This is a genomic window from Salmonella sp. SAL04213, from assembly GCF_046550535.1.
Taxonomy (GTDB): Bacteria; Pseudomonadota; Gammaproteobacteria; order Enterobacterales; family Enterobacteriaceae; genus Salmonella; species Salmonella enterica.
Genome location: NZ_JBGDXS010000006.1, coordinates 290,946 through 317,269, shown reverse-complemented (window position 1 = coordinate 317,269; position 26,324 = coordinate 290,946). Strand labels below are relative to the sequence as shown.

General features: G+C 54.1%; 18 protein-coding genes. 14 read left to right on the top strand and 4 right to left on the bottom strand.

Annotated elements, in window-relative coordinates:
• Positions 1-535: 535 nt before the first annotated feature.
• Both aas and lplT read left to right on the top strand, forming a co-directional pair.
• Complete coding sequence (aas, locus tag ACLJPQ_RS16725) at positions 536-2,695, top strand: bifunctional acyl-ACP--phospholipid O-acyltransferase/long-chain-fatty-acid--ACP ligase (protein ID WP_024156659.1); 2,160 nt, start codon at positions 536-538, stop codon at positions 2,693-2,695.
• Entirely contained in the window at positions 2,688-3,890 is a 1,203-nt protein-coding gene (lplT, locus tag ACLJPQ_RS16720) for a lysophospholipid transporter LplT (RefSeq protein WP_000004679.1), read from the top strand. The genes aas and lplT overlap by 8 nt, the downstream gene beginning before the upstream one ends.
• An 86-nt stretch (positions 3,891-3,976) precedes the next feature.
• Here lplT and ACLJPQ_RS16715 read toward each other — a convergent pair whose 3' ends face one another.
• From ACLJPQ_RS16715 to mutH, 4 genes are all read right to left on the bottom strand, one after another.
• A complete protein-coding gene (locus ACLJPQ_RS16715) occupies positions 3,977-5,017 on the bottom strand; it encodes an NADP(H)-dependent aldo-keto reductase (RefSeq protein ID WP_079962272.1) in 1,041 nt (346 codons plus the stop codon).
• 190 nt (positions 5,018-5,207) lie between these two features.
• Positions 5,208-5,426 (bottom strand): YgdI/YgdR family lipoprotein, encoded by a 219-nt coding sequence (locus ACLJPQ_RS16710; protein ID WP_000758662.1) that lies wholly within the window; start codon positions 5,424-5,426, stop codon positions 5,208-5,210.
• A gap of 169 nt (positions 5,427-5,595) precedes the next feature.
• The gene (locus ACLJPQ_RS16705; RefSeq protein WP_000895635.1) at positions 5,596-6,309 is read right to left on the bottom strand and encodes a TerC family protein; all 714 of its coding nucleotides are present in this window, start codon (positions 6,307-6,309) and stop codon (positions 5,596-5,598) included.
• Positions 6,310-6,490: 181 nt separating this feature from the next.
• Positions 6,491-7,186: a DNA mismatch repair endonuclease MutH gene (gene mutH / locus ACLJPQ_RS16700; protein ID WP_001274930.1), complete on the bottom strand. Its 696-nt coding sequence runs from the start codon at positions 7,184-7,186 to the stop codon at positions 6,491-6,493.
• Positions 7,187-7,868: 682 nt separating this feature from the next.
• On the opposite strand from mutH, the gene rppH reads away from it, so the two are divergent.
• From rppH to recD, 12 genes are all read left to right on the top strand, one after another.
• The gene (rppH, locus tag ACLJPQ_RS16695) at positions 7,869-8,399 is read left to right on the top strand and encodes an RNA pyrophosphohydrolase (protein ID WP_000564481.1); all 531 of its coding nucleotides are present in this window, start codon (positions 7,869-7,871) and stop codon (positions 8,397-8,399) included.
• A gap of 12 nt (positions 8,400-8,411) precedes the next feature.
• A complete protein-coding gene (gene ptsP, locus ACLJPQ_RS16690) occupies positions 8,412-10,658 on the top strand; it encodes a phosphoenolpyruvate--protein phosphotransferase (RefSeq protein ID WP_000957888.1) in 2,247 nt (748 codons plus the stop codon).
• 215 nt (positions 10,659-10,873) lie between these two features.
• Positions 10,874-11,749 carry a prolipoprotein diacylglyceryl transferase gene (gene lgt / locus ACLJPQ_RS16685; RefSeq protein WP_000204645.1) on the top strand — a complete coding sequence of 292 codons (876 nt, stop codon included), beginning with the start codon at positions 10,874-10,876 and terminating at the stop codon, positions 11,747-11,749.
• 6 nt (positions 11,750-11,755) lie between these two features.
• Positions 11,756-12,550 (top strand): thymidylate synthase, encoded by a 795-nt coding sequence (gene thyA, locus ACLJPQ_RS16680; protein WP_000816247.1) that lies wholly within the window; start codon positions 11,756-11,758, stop codon positions 12,548-12,550.
• A 183-nt stretch (positions 12,551-12,733) separates the two neighbouring features.
• Positions 12,734-13,204: a prepilin peptidase-dependent protein gene (locus tag ACLJPQ_RS16675; protein ID WP_000744670.1), complete on the top strand. Its 471-nt coding sequence runs from the start codon at positions 12,734-12,736 to the stop codon at positions 13,202-13,204.
• Positions 13,195-13,758 (top strand): prepilin peptidase-dependent protein, encoded by a 564-nt coding sequence (locus ACLJPQ_RS16670; protein ID WP_000029150.1) that lies wholly within the window; start codon positions 13,195-13,197, stop codon positions 13,756-13,758. Before ACLJPQ_RS16675 ends, ACLJPQ_RS16670 begins: the two co-directional genes overlap by 10 nt.
• Positions 13,755-14,162 (top strand): DUF2509 family protein, encoded by a 408-nt coding sequence (locus tag ACLJPQ_RS16665; RefSeq protein WP_001078527.1) that lies wholly within the window; start codon positions 13,755-13,757, stop codon positions 14,160-14,162. Before ACLJPQ_RS16670 ends, ACLJPQ_RS16665 begins: the two co-directional genes overlap by 4 nt.
• Positions 14,147-14,467 carry a prepilin-type N-terminal cleavage/methylation domain-containing protein gene (locus tag ACLJPQ_RS16660; protein ID WP_000019294.1) on the top strand — a complete coding sequence of 107 codons (321 nt, stop codon included), beginning with the start codon at positions 14,147-14,149 and terminating at the stop codon, positions 14,465-14,467. Before ACLJPQ_RS16665 ends, ACLJPQ_RS16660 begins: the two co-directional genes overlap by 16 nt.
• Before the next feature lie 15 nt (positions 14,468-14,482).
• The gene (recC, locus tag ACLJPQ_RS16655; protein ID WP_000946832.1) at positions 14,483-17,854 is read left to right on the top strand and encodes an exodeoxyribonuclease V subunit gamma; all 3,372 of its coding nucleotides are present in this window, start codon (positions 14,483-14,485) and stop codon (positions 17,852-17,854) included.
• A 177-nt stretch (positions 17,855-18,031) separates the two neighbouring features.
• On the top strand, positions 18,032-20,920 hold the full coding sequence (ptrA, locus tag ACLJPQ_RS16650; RefSeq protein ID WP_001138240.1) for a pitrilysin: 2,889 nt from the start codon (positions 18,032-18,034) through the stop codon (positions 20,918-20,920).
• Positions 20,913-24,458, top strand: a complete 3,546-nt coding sequence (gene recB, locus ACLJPQ_RS16645; RefSeq protein ID WP_080184774.1) for an exodeoxyribonuclease V subunit beta — start codon at positions 20,913-20,915, stop codon at positions 24,456-24,458. Before ptrA ends, recB begins: the two co-directional genes overlap by 8 nt.
• Positions 24,455-26,290: an exodeoxyribonuclease V subunit alpha gene (gene recD / locus ACLJPQ_RS16640; RefSeq protein ID WP_080184773.1), complete on the top strand. Its 1,836-nt coding sequence runs from the start codon at positions 24,455-24,457 to the stop codon at positions 26,288-26,290. Before recB ends, recD begins: the two co-directional genes overlap by 4 nt.
• Positions 26,291-26,324 lie beyond the last annotated feature (34 nt).

Sequence of the window (26,324 nt, the reverse complement as noted above, 5' to 3'; positions counted from 1 at the left end):
TCTGTTCAAGCCTCTTGCCCCGCCGTGTCGGGCAAATGTGACCTGTACGGGAGAAATGCGTCTGTAAAGTGACAATACAAATCTTTCGTTACAGTTTGCGAAGCGCTGTTGCGATTGTCTGCTGGCAGGCCAGCGAGTCAGGTTGATAGAGTGGTGATCCCAGAGGTATTGATAGGTGGAATCAACGTCATTGTTGATCACACGAATTACACCAACCTGCGTAGAGATGCGCAGGTTTTTTTTTGTTTCGCCTGAACCTGTAACAGTAACGGATAATTTACACAACTCGTTGCATTTCCGTTTATTCCTTTGCGTTTTCGGACTGGCGATGCAGACGCGCGAAGCCCACAATCAAGATCCCAGAGGTATTGATTGGTGAGATTATTCGGTACGCTCTTCGTACCTGTCTCTTGCACCAACCTGCGCGGATGCGCAGGTTTTTTTTCGAACCTATTTTGCTATCGCTCCTGTTACGCAACTCGTGTAATCTGCCACAATTCATGTTTTAGCGAATTGTCGGCCAAAGGGAGTTGAAATGCTGTTTGGATTTTTCCGTAACCTGTTTCGCGTGCTTTATCGTGTGCGCGTCACTGGCGATGTCCGGGCGCTACAGGGGAACCGGGTCTTAATTACCCCCAATCACGTTTCATTTATCGATGGTATGCTACTGGCGCTGTTTTTGCCGGTACGGCCTGTCTTTGCGGTATATACCTCCATCAGCCAGCAATGGTATATGCGCTGGTTAACGCCGCTGATCGATTTTGTACCGCTCGATCCCACTAAACCCATGTCCATTAAACACCTGGTACGTCTGGTGGAACAGGGGCGTCCAGTGGTGATTTTCCCGGAAGGGCGGATTTCCGTGACCGGCTCGCTGATGAAAATTTATGACGGCGCAGGCTTTGTGGCGGCAAAATCGGGCGCAACCGTCATTCCGCTCCGCATTGACGGCGCGGAGCTTACCCCTTTCAGCCGCCTGAAAGGTCTGGTTAAACGGCGCTTATTCCCCCGCATTCAGCTTCATATTTTACCGCCGACGCAAATACCGATGCCGGAAGCGCCGCGCGCGCGCGACAGACGTAAGATAGCGGGTGAGATGCTGCACCAGATCATGATGGAAGCGCGTATGGCGGTGCGCCCGCGCGAGACGTTATACGAATCGTTGCTGGCGGCGCAATATCGTTACGGCGCGGGTAAAAACTGTATTGAGGACATTAACTTTACGCCGGATACGTATCGTAAGTTACTGACCAAGACGCTTTTTGTTGGCCGGATTCTGGAAAAGTACAGCGTTGAGGGCGAGAAAATCGGTTTAATGCTGCCGAATGCCGCCATCAGCGCGGCGGTGATTTTCGGCGCGGTTTCTCGTCGCCGCATTCCGGCCATGATGAACTACACGGCGGGGGTAAAAGGGCTGACCAGCGCGATTACCGCGGCGGAAATTAAAACGATTTTTACCTCCCGCCAGTTCCTCGATAAAGGTAAATTATGGCACCTGCCGGAACAGCTAACGCAGGTTCGCTGGGTTTACCTGGAAGATTTAAAAGCGGACGTCACGCCCACCGACAAGCTGTGGATTTTTGCCCACCTCCTGGCGCCGCGACTGGCGCAGGTAAAACAGCAGCCGGAAGACGCGGCGATTATTCTTTTTACCTCCGGCTCGGAAGGGCACCCGAAAGGGGTGGTGCACAGCCATAAAAGCATTCTGGCGAACGTCGAGCAGATAAAAACGATTGCGGATTTCACCGCCAATGACCGTTTTATGTCGGCGCTGCCGCTCTTTCACTCGTTCGGTTTGACGGTGGGCCTGTTTACGCCGTTGTTGACCGGCGCGGAAGTGTTTCTTTATCCAAGTCCGCTGCACTACCGCATTGTGCCAGAACTGGTCTATGACCGTAACTGTACCGTGCTGTTTGGTACGTCAACCTTCCTCGGCAACTATGCGCGCTTTGCCAATCCGTATGATTTTTATCGCCTGCGCTATGTGGTGGCCGGTGCGGAAAAACTTCAGGAGAGCACCAAACAACTGTGGCAGGATAAATTCGGTCTGCGCATTCTTGAGGGCTACGGGGTAACGGAATGCGCGCCAGTAGTCTCGATTAACGTGCCGATGGCGGCTAAGCCTGGCACTGTTGGCCGCATTCTGCCTGGCATGGACGCGCGTCTGCTGGCGGTGCCCGGTATTGAAAACGGCGGTCGGCTACAGCTGAAAGGGCCGAATATCATGAATGGCTATCTGCGCGTGGAAAAACCGGGCGTGCTGGAGGTGCCGTCAGCGGAAAACGCCAGAGGCGAAACCGAGCGCGGCTGGTACGACACGGGCGATATTGTACGCTTCGATGAAAATGGTTTTGTGCAGATTCAGGGGCGCGCGAAACGCTTTGCGAAAATTGCTGGCGAAATGGTCTCGCTGGAGATGGTCGAGCAACTGGCGCTTGGCGTTTCGGCGGACAAAATGCACGCTACCGCCATTAAAAGCGATGCCAGCAAAGGTGAAGCGCTGGTACTGTTTACGACTGACAGCGAACTCACCCGAGAAAAATTACAGCACTATGCCCGTGAACACGGTATTCCGGAACTTGCCGTCCCGCGTGATATCCGTTATCTGAAACAGCTTCCCTTGCTTGGCAGCGGGAAACCCGATTTTGTGACGCTGAAAAGTTGGGTGGATGCGCCGGAACAACATCATGAGTGAGTCAGTACGTACTAACACCTCCATCTGGTCGAAAGGGATGCTGTCGGTGATTGTCGCGCAGTTTCTCTCGGCTTTTGGCGATAATGCGCTGCTGTTTGCGACGCTGGCACTGCTGAAAGCTCAGTTTTATCCGGACTGGAGCCAACCTGTTTTGCAAATGGTGTTTGTGGGCGCTTACATTCTTTTTGCGCCGTTTGTCGGCCAGATAGCGGACAGCTTTGCCAAAGGCCGGGTGATGATGGTCGCCAATGGTCTTAAACTGGCGGGAGCGGCAGGTATCTGCCTCGGCATAAATCCTTTTGTCGGTTATACGTTGGTCGGGATTGGCGCGGCGGCTTATTCTCCGGCGAAATACGGTATTCTGGGCGAACTGACGACGGGCGATAAGCTGGTGAAAGCCAATGGCCTGATGGAAGCCTCTACGATTGCGGCGATTTTGCTCGGTTCCGTCGCGGGCGGCGTATTGGCCGACTGGCATGTCATCGCCGCGCTGGTTGCCTGCGCGTTGGCCTACGCTGGCGCAGTGGCGGCGAACCTGTTTATCCCGAAGCTTGTGGCGGCGCGTCCAGGACAATCCTGGCGGTTGTCGGCGATGACGCGTAGTTTCTTCAGCGCTTGCGTTGTCCTTTGGCGTAACGGTGAAACGCGGTTTTCGCTGGTGGGGACCGGGCTATTCTGGGGCGCAGGCGTGACGCTGCGTTTTCTGCTGGTGCTGTGGGTGCCGGTGGCGCTGGGTATTACGGATAACGCCACGCCGACTTACCTGAACGCCATGGTGGCGGTAGGCATTGTGGTCGGCGCGGGCGCGGCGGCAAAACTGGTGACGCTGGAGACCGTATCGCGCTGTATGCCCGCCGGGATTTTGATTGGCGTTGTGGTTGCGATCTTCTCATTACAGCACGCATTGCTGCCTGCTTATGCCTTGTTGCTGTTGATAGGTATGCTGGGCGGCTTTTTTGTGGTGCCGCTCAACGCCTTGCTCCAGGAGCGCGGTAAGAAGAGCGTTGGCGCCGGGAATGCCATTGCCGTACAAAATCTGGGCGAGAATAGCGCCATGCTATTAATGCTGGGACTGTACTCGCTGGCGGTGCTGGTTGGCGTTCCGGCAGTGGCGATAGGTATCGGCTTTGGCGTGCTGTTCGCGCTGGCGATCGCGGCGCTGTGGATCTGGCAGCGCCGGCAGGCATCATACTGAGTGAATATGCCGGGCGGCGAGTGCGCGTTATCCGGCTTACATTGTCTCTGTAAGCCCGGAAGCGTAGCGCCACCGGGCACTGACTATCACGGCGCCGGGTAGGTATAAACCTGATGCGCCGCCTCAATCTCCGCCAGGACCTCTTCGCTTAACGTCAGATGCAGACTTTCCACATTCGTCTTGAGCTGCGCCATCGTGGTTGCGCCCAGTAACGTACTGGCGACAAACGGCTGGCGGCGAACAAAGGCCAGCGCCATCTGCGCCGGATCAAGATTGTGACGCTTCGCGATATCGACGTAGGCGGCAACGGCTTTTTGCGCCTGTTCGCCGCTGTAACGTGTGAAGCGGCTGAACAAGGTATTCCGCGCGCCTGCGGGTTTGGCCCCGTTCAGGTATTTACCGGTTAATGTGCCAAACGCCAGACAGGAGTAGGCGAGCAATTCAACACCTTCATACTGGCTGACTTCCGCCAGTCCGACCTCGTAGCTGCGGTTTAACAGGCTATAGGGGTTCTGGATCGTGACAATACGCGGCAGGTCATGTTTTTCCGCCAGATGCAGATAGCGCATAACGCCAAACGCTGTCTCATTTGAAACGCCAATATAACGAATCTTACCCGCTCGCTGAAACTCACTTAGCGCGTCTAACGTCTCCAGTAGACTTACTACTGGCGTGGAGTCTGTCCAGTTATAGCCGAGTTTACCGAAGCAGTTAGTGGAGCGCTGCGGCCAGTGCACCTGATACAAATCCAGATAGTCGGTCTGCAACCGGGTCAAACTGTCGTGTAGCGCTTCGCGAATATTTTTACGATCCAGCGCCTGATGAGGCCGGATGCCTTGATCATTATTACGTGCCGGTCCGCTGACTTTGCTGGCGATGATCAGTTTTTCACGGTTGCCGCGTTTGGCGAGCCAGTTACCGATATAGGATTCCGTCAGCCCTTGTGTTTCCGGGCGCGGCGGTACCGGATACATCTCGGCGGCGTCGATAAGGTTAATGCCATTTGCGATGGCATAGTCGAGCTGTGCGTGAGCGTCGGCTTCGCTGTTTTGTTCACCAAATGTCATTGTGCCCAGCCCTAGCGTACTTACTTCGAGCGAGCTGTGGGGTATACGGTGATAGTGCATAGCCGTTTCCTTTTTATTATGAAGTCAGAAATTCCCGACAAAGGACAATAAAAATGGCAGAGGGAAGGCAAAAGGGAAAGTAAAATTGCAGGCTGCGCGGCGTAATTGTTACCGGGCGTGGTCACCACGCACCGTTACGGGACGCAGCCTGAAGGCTTGCAGAACGCTGACCTCGATCACAGGCCACCGCTTAACGTTCGATGATTTGAGACACTTCGTCACGGTTGATTTGCATCTCGTTTCCCTGTGCATCGGTATAGCTGACCAGACCGGTATCATCGTCAACTTGCGGTTTTCCATCGGTCAGGATCATACGACCATCTTTCGTCGCCATTACATAATCGCTGCTGCATCCGGATACCGCAAAAGCCAACCCTACTGCGGAAATTACAACTGCCCACTTTTTCATCCGTTTGTCCTCACGTAGCCTGCATCTGATAATAGTCTGTTAATCATATGTCTGATAATAGTCTAGTAATAACGCGCAGCTCTGCATGTCGGAAGCAGCAAAATCTTAATCTGTGAGAAGAAAGGAAATAAAGTGAGTATTCGCTCCCCGGCGGGGGAGCGAGACAGGATTACAGCGGATTCTTTTTATTACGCAACAGGTTCAGGCTCTCTACTGCGATAGAGAAGAACATGGCGAAATAGATATACCCTTTCGGAACGTGAACGTCGAAACTTTCCAGAATCAGGGTAAAGCCAACCAGGATCAGAAAGGAGAGCGCCAGCATTTTTACCGACGGATGGCGATCGACAAACTCGCCGATGGGCCGTGCCGCAAACATCATGACGCCCACGGCAATAACGACTGCCGCCATCATAATAAACAGATGATCGGAGAGGCCAACCGCTGTGATAACTGAATCAAGGCTGAAAATAATATCCAGCAGCATAATCTGTACAATTGCGCCCAGGAAAGAAGAAACCCGGGTTTTTAACCCTTCTTCTTCGCCTTCGATGGACTCATGGATCTCCTTGCTGGCTTTCCAGATTAAAAATAACCCGCCCAGTAACAGAATGAGATCGCGGGCGGAAATCGCTTCGCCGAAAAGCTCAAACAGCGGATTAGTCAGACGAGTGACCCAGGCGATTGACGCCAGCAGCGCCAGGCGCATGACCATCGCCGCCGCCAACCCAAGCCGCCGTGCGTGGTTCCGTTGCGCCGTAGGAAGTTTTGCTACCACCAGAGAAAGAAAAATAATGTTGTCGATCCCAAGTACAATCTCCAGCAGCGTCAGCGTACCGAGCGCCAGCCAGGCATTAGGATCGGTTATCCATGCAAATAACATCGAACAAAGTCCTGCCAAAAAAAGAAGCGGTAATTATAGGCCCGTCGAGTGACGGGCGAAAGCCCAGGCTGAATTTGCGCAACCAGGAACGGTGTAAAATAGCGGCGACAATACGCTTACGTTTATCGAGCGTCGGTCCGACGCGTAGCCATAGCGGAGGCGCATTTGCGTGTAATGGACGTTACGGATTTTGCAATAAAAAATGGCGAGCCAGCAGCGCCTGCGTAAAATTTTTTTTCAGATAAAATCCACGCGGTAGCGTCAAAATAGGTTCCCCGCGCGCGCCGATAGCCTCGGTGAGCGCCCTGGCATTGGCGGCTTTGGGTCGCAGTTGCAAGACTTCGCCATGACGGGCGGTAATGCGTTCCACCTGGCCCAGCACTATCATGTCCATCAGCTCTTCCCAGTCGAGGCGTAGCTGCCTGTCCTCTTCTTCACTCGGACTCCAGAGTAGCGGCGAACCTACGCGGCGTTCGGCTAACGGTATGCTGCGATCGCCTTCGACAGGCACCCATAGCACGCGCTTCAATTTATGCCGTACGTGACTTGTCTCCCAGGTCACGCCGCTGTTACCGGTTAACGGCGCCACGCAAACAAAGGTTGTTTCCAGAGGACGACCCAGACTATCCACCGGGATGGTTTTCAGTTCTACGCCTAACGCGGCGAAATCCTGCTCCGGCTTGCTCCCGGCGCTGGCGCCGAGCCAGATCTCCAACAAGACGCCGATCCAGCCTTTGTCTCGCTTCAAATCTTTAGGCGTGGTAATGCCGGCCATCGCCGCCAGCTCGCCTAACGTATAGCCGGAAAGCTGCCGCGCCTGGGCTAACAGCAATGCTTCCGAAGCAGGCGGAGTCAGTAGCGGACAAAGAGCGGACATTACCATTACCTTAGATTAAAAAATGAGCAGTGATTTTATACCGTATGGGCAGAGTTTATCTTTTTCTGTGTCTTATATTCAATAGACTGATTTTTATTGCCTTTTTTGTGTTTTTTCTTCGTGTTGCGCAACGCTGAAGCGGGTTTTCCAATTCTGGTCACTGACAATAAACAGGATCTTACACTATGTTATCCACAGAAAGTTGGGATAACTGTGTAAAACCGCCACTACTGTTTCCATTTACAGCCTTGACGTGCGACGAAAATCGAAAATTCAGACAAATAGTGCGTAAGTTATTGGCACAATCTGTGGATAAAACCGACGCTGGTTGATCTTTCATCAGCATAAGGATCTTAGATGTGATGCTGGTCACGCTTTATGAAGGTAGCATGTAAGATTTGTCTATAACACAATGAATATAAGGCACTATTTTTACTGTTTTCCGCATGAGGAATTCAGACTGTTCTGGGTTTTCCCGTGGTAATTCCATACTTCTTCACAACTATATCCACAGAAAAGGTGAATAAAATGGCGCAAGGGCGCCATCATCTGTTTATAACTCGGCTATTTACTGTGAGTTATTCAATTGTTATTAGGCTGTGTCACTATTACAGAGTGGTTTACCGTCTCACTGGAGTATGAAACAATCGTTCATATATAAGGTTTATGTTGAGGTAGTCCGGTGATTGATGACGATGGCTACCGCCCAAATGTAGGTATCGTAATTTGTAATCGTCAGGGGCAGGTGATGTGGGCCCGGCGATTTGGTCAGCACTCCTGGCAGTTCCCGCAGGGCGGGATAAATCCAGGGGAGTCGGCAGAACAGGCGATGTACCGGGAACTGTTTGAAGAAGTTGGGTTAAGCCGTAAAGATGTGCGGATCCTTGCTTCTACTCGCAACTGGTTGCGTTACAAGTTACCAAAACGTTTGGTGCGTTGGGACACAAAGCCGGTATGTATCGGCCAGAAACAAAAGTGGTTTCTTTTGCAGTTAATGAGCGCCGACGCCGAAATCAATATGCAAACCAGCAGTACGCCGGAGTTTGACGGCTGGCGCTGGGTAAGTTACTGGTATCCGGTTCGACAAGTGGTGTCATTTAAACGCGATGTCTACCGCAGGGTAATGAAAGAGTTTGCAAGTGTTGTCATGGCGCTTCAGGATAATCCCCCTAAGCTACAAAGCGCGCCTGCTTATCGACGTAAAAGAGGTTAAGCCACGCAAATTATGCTCACTCGCCTGCGCGAAATAGTCGAAAAAGTGGCCAGTGCGCCGCGTCTGAACGAGGCGCTGAATATTCTGGTCACGGATATCTGTCTTGCGATGGATACTGAGGTTTGCTCGGTTTACCTGGCCGATCATGACCGACGCTGTTATTACCTGATGGCGACGCGGGGATTGAAAAAACCGCGTGGTCGAACCGTTGCGCTTGCGTTTGATGAGGGGATCGTCGGTCTGGTGGGCAGACTGGCGGAACCCATTAACCTTGCCGATGCGCAAAAACATCCCAGCTTTAAATACATTCCTTCGGTAAAAGAGGAGCGTTTTCGCGCGTTTCTCGGCGTGCCGATCATTCAGCGTCGCCAACTTCTCGGCGTGCTGGTCGTACAGCAGCGCGAATTGCGCCAGTACGATGAAAGCGAAGAGTCTTTCCTCGTCACGCTCGCTACGCAGATGGCGGCTATCCTGTCACAGTCGCAGGTCACAGCGCTGTTCGGGCAATACCGGCAGACGCGAATCCGCGCGCTTCCTGCGGCGCCGGGCGTGGCTATCGCAACGGGCTGGCAAGACGCGACCATGCCGCTGATGGAACAGGTTTACGAAGCGTCTACGCTGGATACCTCTCTTGAACGCGAACGACTGACCGGCGCGCTGGAAGAGGCGGCGAACGAATTCCGACGATACAGCAAACGCTTTGCCGCCGGCGCGCAAAAAGAGACGGCGGCCATTTTCGATCTGTACTCACACCTGCTTTCAGATGCCAGACTGCGTCGCGAACTCTTCGCCGAGGTCGACAAAGGCGCTGTTGCGGAGTGGGCCGTTAAAAAAATCATCGAAAAATTTGCCGAGCAATTTGCGGCGCTAACCGATAACTACCTCAAAGAACGTGCGGGAGACTTACGCACGCTGGGGCAGCGGCTGTTATTCCACCTTGATGATTCAGTTCAGGGGCCAAACGCCTGGCCGGAACGTTTTATTCTGGTCGCGGATGAGCTGTCGGCGACCACCCTGGCGGAGCTGCCGCAGGACAGGCTGGCGGGCGTTGTGGTGCGCGACGGCGCGGCAAACTCGCATGCGGCGATTATGGTGCGCGCGCTCGGTATCCCGACCGTCATGGGCGCTGATATCCAACCTTCGGTGCTACATCGCCGTACGTTGGTGGTGGATGGCTATCGCGGTGAATTACTGGTCGATCCTGAACCCGTGCTTATTCAGGAATATCAGCGGCTCATTAGTGAAGAGATAGAACTCAGTCGTCTGGCGGAGGACGACGTCAATCTTCCCGCCCAACTGAAAAGCGGCGAGCGAGTCAAAGTGATGCTGAATGCCGGGCTCAGTCCCGAGCATGAGGAAAAGTTAGGCAGTCGGATCGACGGTATCGGCCTGTACCGTACTGAAATTCCCTTTATGCTGCAAAGCGGGTTTCCCTCGGAAGAAGAGCAGGTGGCGCAGTATCAAGGGATGCTGCAAATGTTTAACGATAAACCGGTGACGCTGCGGACCCTGGATGTGGGAGCGGATAAGCAACTGCCCTATATGCCGATCAGCGAGGAGAACCCGTGTCTGGGCTGGCGCGGGATCCGCATTACGCTGGATCAGCCGGAGATCTTTTTGATCCAGGTCCGCGCGATGCTGCGCGCCAATGCGGCGACTGGCAACCTCAGCATTTTGCTGCCGATGGTCACCAGTATTGATGAAGTCGATGAAGCGCGGCGTCTGATCGAACGCGCCGGGCGCGAGGTCGAGGAGATGATCGGCTATGCGATCCCGAAACCGCGTATCGGCATTATGCTGGAAGTACCGTCCATGGTATTTATGCTGCCGCATTTGGCTAACCGGATCGACTTTATCTCGGTCGGCACCAACGATTTAACGCAATATATCCTGGCGGTAGATCGCAACAATACCCGCGTGGCCAGTATTTACGACAGTCTGCATCCGGCTATGCTGCGCGCACTGAGCATGATTGCGCAGGAAGCCGAAAAAAATGGCCTCGATCTTCGCTTGTGCGGCGAGATGGCGGGCGATCCGATGTGCGTGGCGATTCTTATCGGTCTGGGATATCGCCATCTTTCGATGAATGGCCGTTCGGTAGCGCGTGTGAAATATCTGCTGCGGCATATCGATTTTGAAGACGCGCAAACCCTTGCCAGACGCAGCCTTGAGGCGCAGATGGCGACCGAAGTGCGTCATCAGGTGGCGGCGTTTATGGAGCGCCGCGGGATGGGGGGATTGATTCGCGGAGGGTTGTAACGACTGGAGCGGGAAAAGAGAGTGACTGTGGATTCACGGCGCAGACAACACGCCTGCAAGATGAAAGACAATGCGTATACATATCTTTTAACGGTAATCGGCATCTCGCTTTTAACCCTTGTGCTATTATTCGCACCTTTGGAGCGTCTGCAACGCGCAGGCGCACTTATCAATCGCTATCTCTTCAGCGAAATAACAAGAAATTGTGGTGACAGATGACCAGTAGCTATCTGCATTTTCCGGACTTTGATCCGGTCATTTTCTCAATTGGGCCCGTCGCGCTTCACTGGTATGGCTTGATGTATCTGGTGGGGTTCGTTTTCGCGATGTGGTTGGCGGTGCGTCGCGCTAACCGTCCGGGAAGCGGTTGGACCAAAAACGAAGTTGAAAATTTACTCTATGCAGGTTTCCTGGGGGTCTTCCTGGGAGGACGTATTGGCTATGTCCTGTTTTATAACTTCCCTCTGTTTCTGGATAACCCGCTCTATTTATTCCGCGTCTGGGACGGCGGCATGTCCTTCCACGGCGGGCTTATCGGCGTGATACTGGTGATGATTATCTTCGCCAGGCGCACGAAGCGCTCGTTCTTTCAGGTGTCTGATTTTATTGCGCCGTTAATTCCGTTCGGCCTGGGCGCCGGGCGTCTGGGCAACTTTATCAACGGTGAATTGTGGGGGCGCGTCGATCCTGATTTCCGGTTTGCCATGCTCTTTCCTGGCTCACGCGCGGAAGATATTGCGCTGCTGCCGTCACATCCGCAATGGCAGCCTATTTTTGATACCTACGGCGTATTGCCGCGCCACCCTTCCCAGTTGTATGAACTGGCATTAGAAGGCGTGGTGCTGTTTATCATCCTTAATCTCTTTATTCGCAAACCGCGTCCGATGGGCGCAGTCTCCGGATTATTCCTGATTGGCTATGGCGCGTTTCGTATCATTGTTGAATTCTTCCGCCAGCCGGACGCGCAATTTACCGGCGCGTGGGTACAGTACATCAGCATGGGGCAGATTCTCTCTATCCCGATGATTATCGCAGGCGCGATCATGATGGTTTGGGCATATCGCCGCCGCCCGCAGCAACACGTTTCCTGAGGAACCATGAAACAGTATTTAGAACTGATGCAAAAAGTGCTGGATGAAGGCACACAGAAAAACGACCGTACCGGCACCGGCACGCTTTCCATTTTTGGCCATCAGATGCGTTTTAACCTGCAGGAAGGCTTTCCTCTGGTGACGACAAAACGCTGCCATTTACGTTCAATTATTCACGAACTGCTATGGTTTTTGCAGGGCGATACCAACATCGCTTACCTGCACGAAAATAATGTCACCATCTGGGACGAATGGGCCGATGAGAACGGCGATTTAGGCCCGGTTTATGGTAAGCAGTGGCGTGCATGGCCAACACCGGATGGCCGCCATATCGATCAGATCGCCACGGTCTTAAGCCAGCTTAAAAACGACCCGGACTCTCGTCGTATTATCGTTTCTGCGTGGAACGTCGGCGAGCTGGATAAGATGGCGCTGGCGCCGTGTCACGCCTTTTTCCAGTTTTATGTCGCAGATGGAAAACTCTCCTGTCAGCTTTATCAACGCTCCTGCGATGTGTTCCTCGGTCTGCCGTTCAACATTGCCAGCTACGCGTTACTGGTGCATATGATGGCGCAACAGTGCGACCTGGACGTCGGCGATTTTGTCTGGACCGGCGGCGACACGCACCTGTACAGCAACCATATGGAGCAGACGCACCTGCAATTAAGCCGTGAACCGCGCGCGCTGCCGAAGTTGGTCATTAAGCGTAAACCCGATTCGCTTTTTGACTACCGGTTCGATGATTTCGAAATTGAAGGCTATGATCCGCACCCCGGTATTAAAGCGCCGGTCGCTATCTAAGCGCTGACGATCCTGCCATAACCGACGTCATTGCGCGTCGGTTTTTTTACCCTTCGTCTCAATCTTCGGCGCGGATTCCTGAAATTTTGCAACGCGCTGCAAGACATGAACTTTTTTCCGTAACGCGCCGAACAATCTGTATTTGGCGCTCGTTATTTTTCTTCCGCCCGCCATACTGCCGACATGAAAAAACAACAGGGCTATACGCTCATTGAAACGGTGGTCGCGATGTCGCTCATTATCATTCTCAGCGCCACAGGACTTTATGGCTGGCAACGCTGGCAGCAGCAACAGCGCCTGTGGCAAACCGCATGTCAGGTGCGGGATTACCTGCTGCAACTTCGTGAGGACGCTCACTGGCATAACCGCGATCACATTCTTCGCGTGGTTAGCGAAGGCGGTTCATGGTGCTTTGTCAGCTCTGTTGCTACGCAAACATCGTGTACGTCATCTTCCCCCTTTGTGTTTACGCCCGACTGGCGTGATGTCTTCCTCGCCGATATCACGCCGTCGTTAGCCTTCTTTGGCCTGCGCAATACGGCATGGGCAGGGCACATCGTACTGAAAAACGCTGCCGGAGAGTGGCGTCTGGTCGTCTCTTCCTGGGGGCGAATCAGGCTATGCGAGCGTAACGAGGCCGCCACGTGTCAATAACCACGCGGGGGTTCTCGCTACTGGAGGTTGTGCTGGCGATGGCGATAGGTTCCATTTTACTGCTTGGGTCCGCACGATTTTTACCGGCGCTACAGCGTGAGATCTGGCACAACACGCGACAGTTATCGCTGGAAGATGAAATCTGGCAGCGAACCTATACCGTAGCGAAGCATCTTCAACGTGCGGGTTACTGCCATGGCCACTGTATTGGCGAAGGGTTACATCTTGCCGAACAGGGGCAATGCGTCATCGTTCAGTGGGACGGGAATAATAACGGTGTCTGGGATACCATACCGGCGAAAGAGGCCGACCAGACCGGGTTCCGTATGAAGGATAACGTTCTGGAAACATTACGCGGAGCAACATCTTGCCAGGGTAAGGGATGGGAAAAAATGACCGATCCCAATACGGTACTCATCACGGCGTTTACCGTTGAGCGCCGGGATATAACGGGATTCTCGCCAGTGCTCATGCTGCATCTGCGTGGCGCCAGCAAAGCCGAGCCTCAGACGGTTATTGACGCGCAATACAGCGTAACGGGATTTAATCTGTGAATCGGGAACGTGGCGCTTCTTCGCTAATACTGGCGCTTTTAATACTGATTCTGGGTAGTCTGCTACTGCAAGGCGTAAATCAGCAGCAGGCCAGCTATGCCGCCCGCGTGACGACGCAGAGCCTGGCGATACAACGCCAGGCGCTCGTACAGTCGGCGCTGGAATGGGGGCGGGGGCAGCTATGGTCAGGCGTAACCGAAATGGAATGTCGGCGCTATTCCCCTTCAGGAGCGAGGGTCTGTTTGCGGAGATTATCGGAGGATGAGGTGGTGATGGCGGCGCAAGATGACGGCATGACGTTATGGCGTTTGGGCAACGTCATTCAGGGAAGCATTGTCTTTTCTCCCCACGGCTGGAGCGATTTTTGTCCGTTAAAAGAGGTGGCGTTATGTCGCATCCCCTGAATTTACAACGCGGGTTTAGCCTCCCGGAAGTTTTAGTGGCGATGGTTCTAATGGTAATGATCGTCACCGCGCTGTCAGGCTATCAGCGGGTATTAATGCACAGTTTTGCATTACGACACCAGTATCTCCAGATCTGGCGGCAGGCGTGGCAGCAAACGGCGCTGTATCCATTTTCGCCTGCTGAAGGCTGGAAGGCCAACCGGATGCAGACAACGCAATCGGGATGTGTCAGCATCAGCGTCACGATGGTTTCACCCTCTGGCAGGCAGGGGCAGATGACGCGCTTGCATTGTCCAAATCGTTAATCGTCAGGAGTAATTATGTTAAGGGTCTACCACTCCAATCGTCTGGATGTGCTGGAAGCGTTGATGGAGTTCATCGTCGAACGCGAGCGGCTGGATGATCCCTTTGAACCAGAAATGATTCTGGTACAAAGCACGGGTATGGCGCAGTGGCTGCAGATGACCCTTTCACAAAAGTTTGGTATTGCGGCGAATATCGCTTTTCCGTTACCGGCGAGTTTTATCTGGGAGATGTTTGTTCGCGTGTTGCCGGATATCCCCAAAGAAAGCGCTTTCAGCAAACAAAGCATGAGCTGGAAACTGATGACCTTGCTGCCGCAGTTGCTGGATAAGGATGAGTTTGTACTGCTGCGCCATTATCTGACCGACGACACCGATAAACGCAAACTCTTTCAGCTTTCCGCGCGCGCCGCCGACCTGTTCGATCAGTATCTGGTTTATCGGCCTGACTGGCTTACGCAGTGGGAAGCGGGAAAAACCGTGGAAGGTCTGGGAGAGGCGCAAAACTGGCAGGCGCCGCTGTGGAAAGCATTGGTGGAATATACCGCCGCGCTGGGGCAGCCGCGCTGGCATCGCGCCAATCTCTACCAACGCTTTATTCAGACGCTGGAGAGCGCGACCGCCTGCCCGCCAGGGTTGCCGTCCCGCGTTTTTATTTGCGGCATTTCCGCGTTACCGCCAGTGTATCTCAGAGCATTGCAGGCGCTGGGTAAACATATTGAAATCCATCTCCTTTTTACTAATCCGTGTCGGTATTACTGGGGGGACATTAAAGACCCAGCCTGGCTGGCAAAACTCATGGCTCGCCAGCGTCGTCACAGTTTTGAAGACCGTCATTTACCGTTGTTCCGTGAAAACCAGAATCCGGAAGCCTTATTTAACAGCGACGGCGAACAGGATATCGGTAATCCGCTACTGGCCTCATGGGGAAAACTGGGGCGGGATTATATCTACCTGCTATCTGAACTGGAAAACAGCCAGGAGCTGGATGCGTTTGTTGATATTACGCCAGATAATCTTTTGCATCGGATTCAGGCGGATATTCTTGAACTGGAAAGCCATGCGGTGGCGGGCGTAAATCTTGAGGAGTATTCGCGCAGCGACAATAAGCGTCTGCTCGATCCTGAGGATAACAGTCTCTCTTTTCACGTTTGTCACAGCCCGCAGCGCGAGGTGGAAATACTGCACGATCGCCTGCTGGCGATGCTGGAAGCCGATCCGACGCTAACGCCGCGCGACATTATCGTTATGGTGGCTGATATTGACAGCTATAGCCCGTTTATCCAGGCGGTATTTGGTAGCGCGCCAACGGAGCGCTATCTGCCTTATGCCATTTCCGATCGGCGGGCGCGTCAGTCACATCCGGTGTTACAGGCATTTATCAGCCTACTTTCGTTACCGGACAGCCGCTTCGTCTCCGAGGATGTTCTGGCGTTGTTAGACGTACCGGTATTGGCTGCCCGCTTTACGATCAACGAAGAAGGGCTGCGTTATCTGCGCTTGTGGGTCAATGAGTCAGGCATTCGTTGGGGAATTGACGATGACAACGTACGCGAGCTGGAACTTCCTGCCACGGGGCAGCATACGTGGCAATTTGGCCTGACGCGTATGCTGCTGGGGTATGCGATGGAAAGCGCCCAGGGCGAGTGGCAGTCGGTTCTGCCTTATGACGAATCCAGCGGTCTGATTGCTGAGCTGGTCGGGCATCTGGCTTCGCTGCTGATGCAGCTTAATATCTGGCGGCGCGGTCTGGCGCAGGAGCGACCGCTGGAAGAGTGGCTGCCCGTTTGTCGCGATATGCTCAATGATTTCTTCCTGCCCGATGCGGACACGGAAGCGGCAATGACATTGATTGAACAGCAGTGGCAGGCCATTATCGCCGAAGGCGTCGCGGCGGAATATGGCGACGCGGTACCGATTTCGCTACTGCGGGATGAACTGGCGCAGCGTCTGGATCAGGAACGTATTAGCCAGCGCTTCCTGGCGGGCCCCATCAATATTTGTACGCTGATGCCGATGCGTTCCATTCCGTTCAGAGTCGTTTGCCTGCTGGGAATGAACGACGGCGTATACCCGCGCCAGCTTGCGCCGTTGGGCTTTGACCTGATGAGCCAAAAACCCATGCGCGGGGATCGAAGCCGTCGCGACGATGACCGCTACCTGTTTCTGGAAGCGTTAATCTCGGCGCAGCAGACGTTGTATATCAGCTACATCGGTCGCTCCATCCAGGATAATAGCGAACGCTTTCCCTCTGTACTGGTGCAAGAATTGGTGGATTACATCGGACAAAGCCACTATTTGCCGGGCGACGAAACGCTGACCTGTGATGAGAGCGAAGCACGAGTCAAAGCGCATATTACGCGTCTGCATACCCGTATGCCTTTTGATGCGCAAAATTACCAACCCGGCGAACAGCAAAGTTATGCCAGAGAGTGGTTGCCTGCGGCGAGTCAGTCGGGGAAAGCGCATTCTGACTTTGTGCAGCCGCTTCCTTTTACGATGCCGGAAACATTGACTCTGGAAAGTCTGCAGCGTTTTTGGGCCCATCCGGTACGCGCATTTTTTCAGATGCGGCTTCAGGTTAATTTCCGCTCGGAAGAGAGTGAGATTCCTGATGCGGAACCGTTTGAATTAGAGGGATTGACGCGATATCAACTTAACCAACAGTTGCTCAATACGCTGGTTGAAGAGGACGACGCCGAACGCTTGTTCCGCCGTTTCCGGGCTGCGGGAGAGTTGCCTTACGGCGCGTTTGGCGAAATATTCTGGGATGCGCAATGTCAGGAGATGCAGCAACTGGCAAGCCGGGTCATCGCCTGCCGTAAGCCGAGCCAAAGCCTGGAAGTGGATCTGCTTTGCAATGGCGTTCAGCTAACCGGCTGGCTACCGCAGGTACAGGAGGATGGATTATTGCGCTGGCGTCCCGCTTTAATCAGCGTGGCGCAAGGTGTGCAACTTTGGCTGGAACACCTTGTCTATTGTGCCAGCGGCGGGAGTGGCGAAAGTCGCCTGTTTTTGCGCAAAGAGGGAGAGTGGCGATTTCCGCCTCTTGATAAAACGCAGGCAATGGCTTACCTGGCGCAACTGATTGAAGGCTACCGGGAAGGCATGTCTTCTCCGCTATTGGTACTGCCGGAAAGCGGCGGCGCATGGATAAAAGCCTGTTATGACGCTGAAAATGATGTCATGTTAGACGACGATGATACCTTACAGAAGGCCAGGACAAAGTTTTTACAGGCTTATGAAGGCAACATGATGGTGAGCGGCGAAGGCGAAGATATCTGGTATCAACGTCTTTGGCGTCAGCTGGAATCTGAAACGTTGCAGGCTATCATTGCGCAGTCCCGACATTACCTGTTACCGCTGTTTCGTTTTAATCAGTCTCGTTGATTGTATGAAAATCGCGCAATTAAAAGGCTTCGACTATGATGCGCTCTTCGTCACGGACTGATTACTGATAAAAAGATGCTGCCTGGTTCAGCACAATAATATCCCGTTCCGCTCAGGTCGATGGTTTACGTGACCATACAGATGAGTGGGAATGAAAGTTAATGATGAGGTCCGTGAATGCCCCGCAGCACCTGGTTCAAAGCGTTATTGTTATTGGTCGCCCTCTGGGGGCCTGCAGTTCAGGCGGATATCGGTTGGCAACCGCTGCAAGAAACTATCCGTAAAAGCGATAAAGATACCCGGCAGTATCAGGCGATACGTCTTGATAATGACATGGTGGTGTTGCTGGTATCCGATCCGCAGGCTGTAAAGTCGCTTTCTGCGTTAGTGGTGCCCGTTGGATCGCTTGAAGATCCTGAGGCTCATCAGGGGCTTGCTCATTATCTTGAGCATATGTGCCTGATGGGGTCAAAAAAATATCCGCAGGCGGATAGCCTTGCCGAATACCTTAAAAGACATGGCGGTAGCCACAACGCCAGCACCGCGCCTTATCGAACAGCCTTCTACCTGGAGGTTGAAAACGACGCGCTTCCAGGCGCCGTAGATCGCCTGGCCGACGCCATCGCCGCGCCATTGCTCGATAAAAAGTATGCCGAACGCGAACGAAACGCGGTGAATGCCGAGCTGACGATGGCGCGCACCCGCGACGGTATGCGTATGGCGCAGGTAAGCGCCGAAACCATTAACCCGGCGCATCCAGGCTCGCACTTTTCTGGCGGCAATCTGGAAACGCTAAGCGATAAGCCGGGCAATCCGGTGCAACAGGCGTTGATCGCTTTTCATGAAAAATACTATTCATCTAATCTGATGAAGGCGGTGATTTACAGTAATAAACCCTTGCCGGAACTGGCGAGTATTGCCGCCGCAACCTATGGTCGCGTGCCGAATAAACAGATTAAAAAACCGGAAATTACCGTACCTGTCATCACCGAGGCGCAGAAGGGCATCATTATTCATTACGTGCCGGCGCTACCGCGTAAAGTGCTGCGCGTGGAGTTTCGTATTGATAACAATAGCGCGCAGTTCCGTAGCAAGACCGATGAACTGGTCTCTTATCTGATTGGCAATCGTAGCCCGGGGACGCTCTCTGACTGGCTGCAAAAACAAGGACTGGTCGAAGGTATTAGCGCGGATTCCGATCCGATTGTTAATGGTAACAGCGGCGTATTTGCCATTTCGGCAACGCTGACCGATAAAGGTTTGGCCAATCGTGATGAAGTCGTCGCAGCTATCTTTAGCTATCTCAACACGTTACGTGAAAAAGGGATAGATAAACGTTACTTTGACGAGCTGGCGCATGTGCTGGATCTCGACTTCCGCTATCCGTCGATTACCCGCGATATGGACTATGTCGAATGGCTGGCGGACACTATGATCCGCGTCCCGGTAGCGCATACGCTGGATGCGGCGAATATCGCCGATCGTTACGATCCTGCCGCTATCAAAAATCGCCTGGCGATGATGACGCCGCAGAATGCGCGCATCTGGTACATCAGTCCCCAGGAACCCCATAATAAGATTGCGTATTTTGTGGATGCGCCTTATCAGGTCGATAAGATTAGCGAACAGACGTTTAAAAACTGGCAGCAAAAAGCACAGGGCATTGCGTTGTCGCTACCGGAGTTAAACCCCTATATTCCTGATGATTTTACGCTTGTTAAGAATGACAAAAACTACGTGCGGCCAGAACTGATTGTCGATAAAGCGGATTTGCGCGTGGTTTATGCGCCGAGTCGTTATTTCGCCAGCGAGCCAAAAGCTGACGTGAGCGTGGTATTGCGTAACCCGCAGGCGATGGACAGCGCCCGCAATCAGGTACTGTTCGCCCTTAATGATTATCTGGCGGGAATGGCGCTCGATCAGCTCAGCAACCAGGCGGCAGTGGGCGGCATTAGCTTTTCTACTAACGCCAACAATGGTCTGATGGTCACTGCGAACGGTTATACCCAGCGTTTGCCGCAGCTTTTCCTGGCGTTGCTGGAAGGATATTTTAGCTACGACGCCACGGAGGAACAGCTGGCGCAGGCGAAATCCTGGTATACGCAGATGATGGATTCTGCGGAGAAGGGAAAAGCCTACGAACAGGCGATTATGCCGGTGCAGATGATTTCGCAGGTGCCTTATTTTTCCCGTGATGAACGTCGCGCTTTGCTGCCGTCCATTACGTTGAAAGAGGTGATGGCCTATCGTAATGCGTTAAAAACGGGCGCTCGTCCGGAATTTCTGGTTATAGGGAATATGAGCGAAGCCCAGGCGACCTCTCTGGCGCAAGATGTCCAAAAACAGCTCGCGGCGAACGGATCGGCGTGGTGTCGTAACAAAGACGTGGTGGTTGAGAAAAAGCAGTCCGTAATATTTGAAAAAGCGGGCAGTAGCACCGACTCCGCGTTAGCCGCGGTCTTTGTTCCGGTCGGCTACGACGAGTACGTCAGCGCCGCCTACAGCGCGATGTTAGGTCAGATTGTTCAACCGTGGTTTTACAATCAGCTACGAACCGAAGAGCAACTGGGATACGCCGTTTTCGCCTTTCCGATGAGCGTTGGCCGTCAGTGGGGAATGGGATTCCTGCTACAGAGCAACGATAAACAGCCCTCTTACCTGTGGCAACGCTATCAGGCATTTTTCCCTGACGCCGAGGCGAAGCTGAGGGCGATGAAGCCAGAAGAGTTCGCCCAAATTCAGCAGGCGATCATTACGCAAATGCGCCAGGCACCGCAAACGTTGGGCGAAGAAGCATCCCGTTTAAGCAAGGATTTCGATCGGGGTAATATGCGCTTTGACTCGCGTGATAAAATCATCGCTCAGATAAAATTGCTGACGCCACAAAAGCTTGCCGACTTCTTCCACCAGGCGGTGGTGGAACCACAAGGTATGGCAATATTGTCACAGATTGCTGGTAGCCAGAATGGAAAAGCAGAATACGTGCATCCGACAGGCTGGAAAGTGTGGGATAACGTCAGCGCATTGCAGCAAACGTTACCTCTAATGAGCGAAAAGAATGAATGATGTCGCCGAGACTCTTGATCCTCTACGCTTGCCCCTGACAGGCGAGCGTCTGATTGAAGCATCAGCGGGCACAGGCAAAACGTTTACTATCGCGGCGCTGTATCTGCGGTTATTGCTCGGTTTAGGCGGCAGTGCCGCATTTCCCCGTCCGTTGACCGTTGAAGAACTGCTGGTGGTAACCTTTACGGAGGCCGCCACTGAAGAGCTGCGTGGGCGAATCCGCAGTAATATCCATGAGTTGCGCATCGCCTGTCTGCGGGAAAGCACGGATAATCCGCTGTATGCCCGCTTGCTGGAAGAAATTAGCGACAAAAAGCAGGCCGCACAGTGGTTATTACTGGCGGAACGACAAATGGACGAGGCCGCGGTTTTTACCATCCACGGTTTTTGCCAGCGTATGCTCAGCCTGAACGCTTTCGAATCCGGTATGTTGTTTGAGCAACAGCTTATTGAAGACGAATCTTTGTTGCGTTATCAGGCCTGCGCCGATTTCTGGCGGCGTCATTGCTATCCGCTGCCGCGCGACATCGCGCAGGTGGTGTTTGACGTGTGGAAGGGACCGAAGGCGCTCTTAAAGGATATCGATCGTTATCTGCAGGGCGAAGCGCCGGTCATTAAAGCGCCGCCATCGCAGGAGGAGACGCTGGCATCGCGTCATGAACAGATCCTGGCGCGTATCAACCAGGTGAAGCAGCAGTGGTGTGAGGCGGTTAGCGAGCTGGACGCGCTGATCGAATCATCCGGCATCGATCGCAGAAAGTTCAACCGCGGCAATCAGGCGAAATGGATCGAAAAGATCACCGCGTGGGCGCAAGAAGAGACTAAAAATTATCAATTACCTGAGGCGTTGGGAAAATTTTCACAGCGTTTTTTAGCTGAGCGCACCAAAGCTGGCGGCGTGACGCCCCAGCACCCATTGTTTGTCGCCATTGATAACCTGTTGGGCGAACCGCTATCGATTAAAGATCTGGTTCTTACCCGAGCGCTCTCAGAGATCCGTGAAACGGTGGCTCAGGAAAAACGCCGGCGCGGCGAGCTGGGGTTTGACGATATGCTCAGCCGTTTAGATACCGCGCTGCGTAGTGAAAGCGGCGAGGCGCTGGCTGCGGCGATTCGTACCCGTTTTCCGGTGGCGATGATCGATGAATTTCAGGATACCGACCCACAACAGTACCGTATTTTTCGCCGTATCTGGCGACATCAACCCGATACGGCGCTATTGCTGATTGGCGATCCTAAACAGGCGATTTATGCGTTTCGTGGCGCGGATATCTTTACCTACATGAAGGCTCGCAGCGAAGTGAGCGCGCACTATACCCTTGACACTAACTGGCGCTCCGCGCCGGGGATGGTGAATAGCGTTAACAAGCTGTTCAGTCAGATGAACGACGCCTTTATGTTCCGCGATATTCCCTTCAGTCCGGTAAAGTTTGCGCCCAGAAACCAGTCGCTGCAATTTAAAGTGAATGACGCGCCTCAACCGGCGATGACCCTGTGGCTAATGGAGGGAGAAAGCTGCGGTTCGGGCGATTATCAAAGTTATATGGCGCAGGTGTGCGCCACACAAATTCGCGACTGGCTGCGTGCCGGGCAAACGGGCGACGCGCTGCTGACGAACGGCGATTCGTCGCGGCACGTTCGCGCCTCGGATATTAGCGTGCTGGTGCGCAGCAGGCGGGAAGCCGCGCTGATACGGGATGCGCTGACCTTACTGGCGATCCCCTCCGTCTATCTTTCTAACCGCGACAGCGTATTCGAAACGCTCGAAGCGCAGGAGATGCTGTGGGTGTTGCAGGCGGTGATGGCGCCCGAACGTGAGAATACGCTGCGTAGCGCTCTGGCGACATCAATGATGGGCCTTACCGCGCTGGATATCGAAACGCTTAACAATGATGAAAATGCGTGGGATGCGGTTGTCGAAGAGTTTGATGGCTACCGACAGATTTGGCATAAACGCGGCGTGATGCCTATGCTGCGCGCGCTAATGTCGGCGCGCAATATTGCTGAAAACCTGCTGGCGACGGCGGGAGGCGAACGTCGGCTGACGGATATTCTGCATATTAGCGAACTGTTACAGGAAGCCGGTTCGCAGCTGGAAAGCGAACATGCGCTGGTGCGTTGGCTGGCGCAACATATCCTTGAACCCGATAGCAATGCTTCCAGCCAGCAACTACGTCTGGAAAGCGATAAGCATCTGGTGCAAATCGTCACCATTCATAAATCGAAAGGTCTGGAATACCCGCTGGTCTGGCTACCTTTTATCACCCATTTCCGCGTGCAGGACCAGGCTTTTTATCACGACAGGCACTCCTACGAGGCGGTGCTGGACCTTAGTCACGCCGAAGAGAGCATAGCACTGGCGGAAGCCGAACGCCTGGCGGAAGACCTGCGCCTACTTTATGTCGCGCTGACCCGTGCAGTGTGGCATTGCAGCCTCGGCGTCGCGCCGCTGGTGCGGCGTCGCAGTGATAAGAAAGGCGAGACGGATGTGCACCAAAGCGCGCTTGGGCGACTCCTGCAAAAAGGCGAACCGATGGATGCCGCAGGCCTTCGCGCCTGTATTGAGGCGCTATGCGACGAGGATATCGTGTGTCGAACGCCAGGCAATACGGATAACGACCGCTGGCAAATTGCCGCTGCATCGCACGCGGAACTCAGCGCCAGAACGTTGCAACGCCTGCTTTATGATAGCTGGCGCGTCACCAGTTATTCCGGTTTGCAGCAGCGGGGACATAGCGTGGCGCAAGATCTTATTCCTCGTCTCGACATTGACGCCGCAGGCGTTGGCGAAGCGGCGGAAGCGCCAGCAATGACGCCGCATCACTTTCCTCGCGGGGCATCGCCGGGAACATTTTTGCACAGCCTGTTTGAAGAGCTTGATTTTACTCAACCGATAGACCCCCAATGGGTACAGGAAAAACTGGAGCTGAGTGGTTTTGAAACGCGATGGGAGCCCGTACTTACCCGCTGGCTGGACACCGTGTTGCACGTTCCCCTTAACGAGACGGGCGTTAGTCTGAGCGTGCTGACCGAGCGTGAAAAACAGGTCGAAATGGAGTTTTATCTGCCGATTGCCCAGCCGCTTACCGCCGGAGAGCTGGATGCGTTGATTCGTCGATACGACCCGCTTTCAGCAGGTTGCCCTGCGCTGGATTTCATGCAGGTTCGCGGCATGTTAAAGGGCTTTATCGACCTGGTTTTCCGTTATGAGGGGCGCTATTACCTGCTCGACTATAAATCTAACTGGCTAGGCGAGGATAGCGCCGCTTATACCCAGACGGCGATGGCTGCGGCGATGCAGGCGCATCGCTATGATTTGCAGTACCAGCTTTATACGCTGGCATTGCACCGTTACCTTCGTCATCGCATGGCGAATTACGACTATGAACGCCATTTCGGCGGCGTCATCTATCTCTTTTTACGCGGGGTGGATAGCGAACGTCCGCAGCAGGGTATTTTTACCACTCGTCCTGCGGCGGCGTTAATTAACCAACTGGATGATATGTTTGCAGGTGAAATGAGTGAGGAGGCGCAATGACAATCCAGGAGCGGTTGCTGGAGGCCGTTGAACAAAAACTCTTACGGCCCATTGATGCCCAGTTTGCTTTAACCGTCGCCGGTAACGACGATCCCGCCGTGACGCTGGCGGCAGCGCTGCTTAGTCATGACGCAGGTGAAGGTCACGTGTGTCTGCCGTTGTCGCGTTTAACGTTAACGGAGGAGGCGCATCCCTTACTGGTCGCCTGGATAAGCGAAACGCCTACGCCAATCGACTGGAAAAAGCGGTTACTGGCGTCTGCGGCGGTTAGCTGCGGCGATAGCCCCGCGCCGTTAATTCTGTGCGGCGATCGTCTCTACCTGAATCGCATGTGGTGCAACGAACGTACGGTTGCGCGCTTTTTTAACGAGGTTAACCAGGCCATCGCCGTAGATGAAGATCAGTTATCCCGTATTCTGGACGCGCTATTCCCTCCGACAGAGGAGGTGAACTGGCAAAAGGTGGCCGCCGCCGTAGCGCTAACTCGCCGTATCTCCGTGATTTCAGGCGGTCCCGGCACCGGTAAAACCACCACCGTCGCGAAGCTGCTGGCGGCATTAATTCAAATGGCGGATGGCGAACGTTGCCGTATCCGGCTGGCGGCGCCGACCGGGAAAGCGGCCGCACGCCTGACGGAGTCGCTCGGCGCGGCGTTGCGTCAGCTTCCTCTTACCGATGCGCAGAAAAAGCGTATACCGGAGGACGCCAGTACGCTGCACCGACTGCTGGGCGCACAGCCCGGCAGCCAGCGATTACGCCATCATGCGGGCAACCCGCTGCATCTGGACGTGCTGGTGGTCGATGAAGCATCAATGATTGATTTGCCGATGATGTCACGTTTGATTGACGCTCTGCCGCCGCACGGGCGGGTCATTTTTCTTGGCGATCGCGATCAGTTGGCATCCGTTGAGGCGGGCGCTGTGTTGGGCGATATTTGCGCCTATGTCAACGCAGGGTTTACGGCGGAACGCGCCCGACAGCTAAGTCGACTAACAGGGAGCGCCATTCCGGCGGGGGCCGGAACGCAAGCCGCATCTTTACGCGATAGCCTCTGTTTGTTGCAAAAGAGCTACCGTTTCGGCAGCGATTCTGGCATCGGCAAGCTGGCGGCGGCGATTAACTGCGGCGACAGGTCGGCAATCCAGGCTGTTTTTCAGCAGGGGTTTAGCGATATAGAGAAGCGTACATTGCAAAGTAGCGACGATTATGCCGGGATGCTGGATGAAGCGCTGGCGGGCTATGGTCGCTACCTGCGGTTGCTGCATGAAAAAGCAACGCCGGAGGCAATCCTTCAGGCTTTCAATGAGTATCAACTGCTTTGCGCGCTGCGCGAAGGCCCATTTGGCGTGAGGGGACTGAATGACCGCATTGAGCAGGCGATGGTGCAGCAACGAAAAATTCAGCGGCATCCGCACTCTCGCTGGTATGAAGGGCGTCCGGTAATGATTGCGCGCAACGATAGCGCGTTGGGGCTATTTAACGGCGATATTGGTATTGCGCTCGATCGCGGACAGGGGTTACGCGTCTGGTTTGTGATGCCGGACGGCACCATCAAGTCCGTTCAGCCCAGCCGTCTGCCGGAACATGATACAACCTGGGCGATGACGGTACATAAATCACAGGGGTCTGAATTTGATCACGCCGCGCTGATTTTACCCAGCCAGCGTTCGCCGGTCGTGACGCGGGAGCTGGTGTATACCGCTGTTACGCGGGCGCGGCGGCGGTTATCGCTGTATGCCGATGAACGGATCCTGGCAGGCGCGATTGTGACGCGTACGGAGCGGCGCAGCGGATTAGCCACCTTATTTGATGAAGTCAGTCGTACCGGATAAGACGAGTTCTCGCCGGATGGCGACGCGTAGCGTC

What these genes read in the sequence shown, in the direction of transcription:
- ACLJPQ_RS16715 (WP_079962272.1), bottom strand. Translation starts at nt 5,017, where the DNA reads ATGCACTATCACCGTATACCCCACAGCTCGCTCGAAGTAAGTACGCTA.
- ptrA (WP_001138240.1), top strand. Translation starts at nt 18,032, where the DNA reads ATGCCCCGCAGCACCTGGTTCAAAGCGTTATTGTTATTGGTCGCCCTC.
- mutH (WP_001274930.1), bottom strand. Translation starts at nt 7,186, where the DNA reads ATGTCCGCTCTTTGTCCGCTACTGACTCCGCCTGCTTCGGAAGCATTG.
- lgt (WP_000204645.1), top strand. Translation starts at nt 10,874, where the DNA reads ATGACCAGTAGCTATCTGCATTTTCCGGACTTTGATCCGGTCATTTTC.
- ACLJPQ_RS16705 (WP_000895635.1), bottom strand. Translation starts at nt 6,309, where the DNA reads ATGTTATTTGCATGGATAACCGATCCTAATGCCTGGCTGGCGCTCGGT.
- thyA (WP_000816247.1), top strand. Translation starts at nt 11,756, where the DNA reads ATGAAACAGTATTTAGAACTGATGCAAAAAGTGCTGGATGAAGGCACA.
- lplT (WP_000004679.1), top strand. Translation starts at nt 2,688, where the DNA reads ATGAGTGAGTCAGTACGTACTAACACCTCCATCTGGTCGAAAGGGATG.
- recB (WP_080184774.1), top strand. Translation starts at nt 20,913, where the DNA reads ATGAATGATGTCGCCGAGACTCTTGATCCTCTACGCTTGCCCCTGACA.
- aas (WP_024156659.1), top strand. Translation starts at nt 536, where the DNA reads ATGCTGTTTGGATTTTTCCGTAACCTGTTTCGCGTGCTTTATCGTGTG.
- ACLJPQ_RS16710 (WP_000758662.1), bottom strand. Translation starts at nt 5,426, where the DNA reads ATGAAAAAGTGGGCAGTTGTAATTTCCGCAGTAGGGTTGGCTTTTGCG.
- ptsP (WP_000957888.1), top strand. Translation starts at nt 8,412, where the DNA reads ATGCTCACTCGCCTGCGCGAAATAGTCGAAAAAGTGGCCAGTGCGCCG.
- recC (WP_000946832.1), top strand. Translation starts at nt 14,483, where the DNA reads ATGTTAAGGGTCTACCACTCCAATCGTCTGGATGTGCTGGAAGCGTTG.
- ACLJPQ_RS16660 (WP_000019294.1), top strand. Translation starts at nt 14,147, where the DNA reads ATGTCGCATCCCCTGAATTTACAACGCGGGTTTAGCCTCCCGGAAGTT.
- recD (WP_080184773.1), top strand. Translation starts at nt 24,455, where the DNA reads ATGACAATCCAGGAGCGGTTGCTGGAGGCCGTTGAACAAAAACTCTTA.
- ACLJPQ_RS16675 (WP_000744670.1), top strand. Translation starts at nt 12,734, where the DNA reads ATGAAAAAACAACAGGGCTATACGCTCATTGAAACGGTGGTCGCGATG.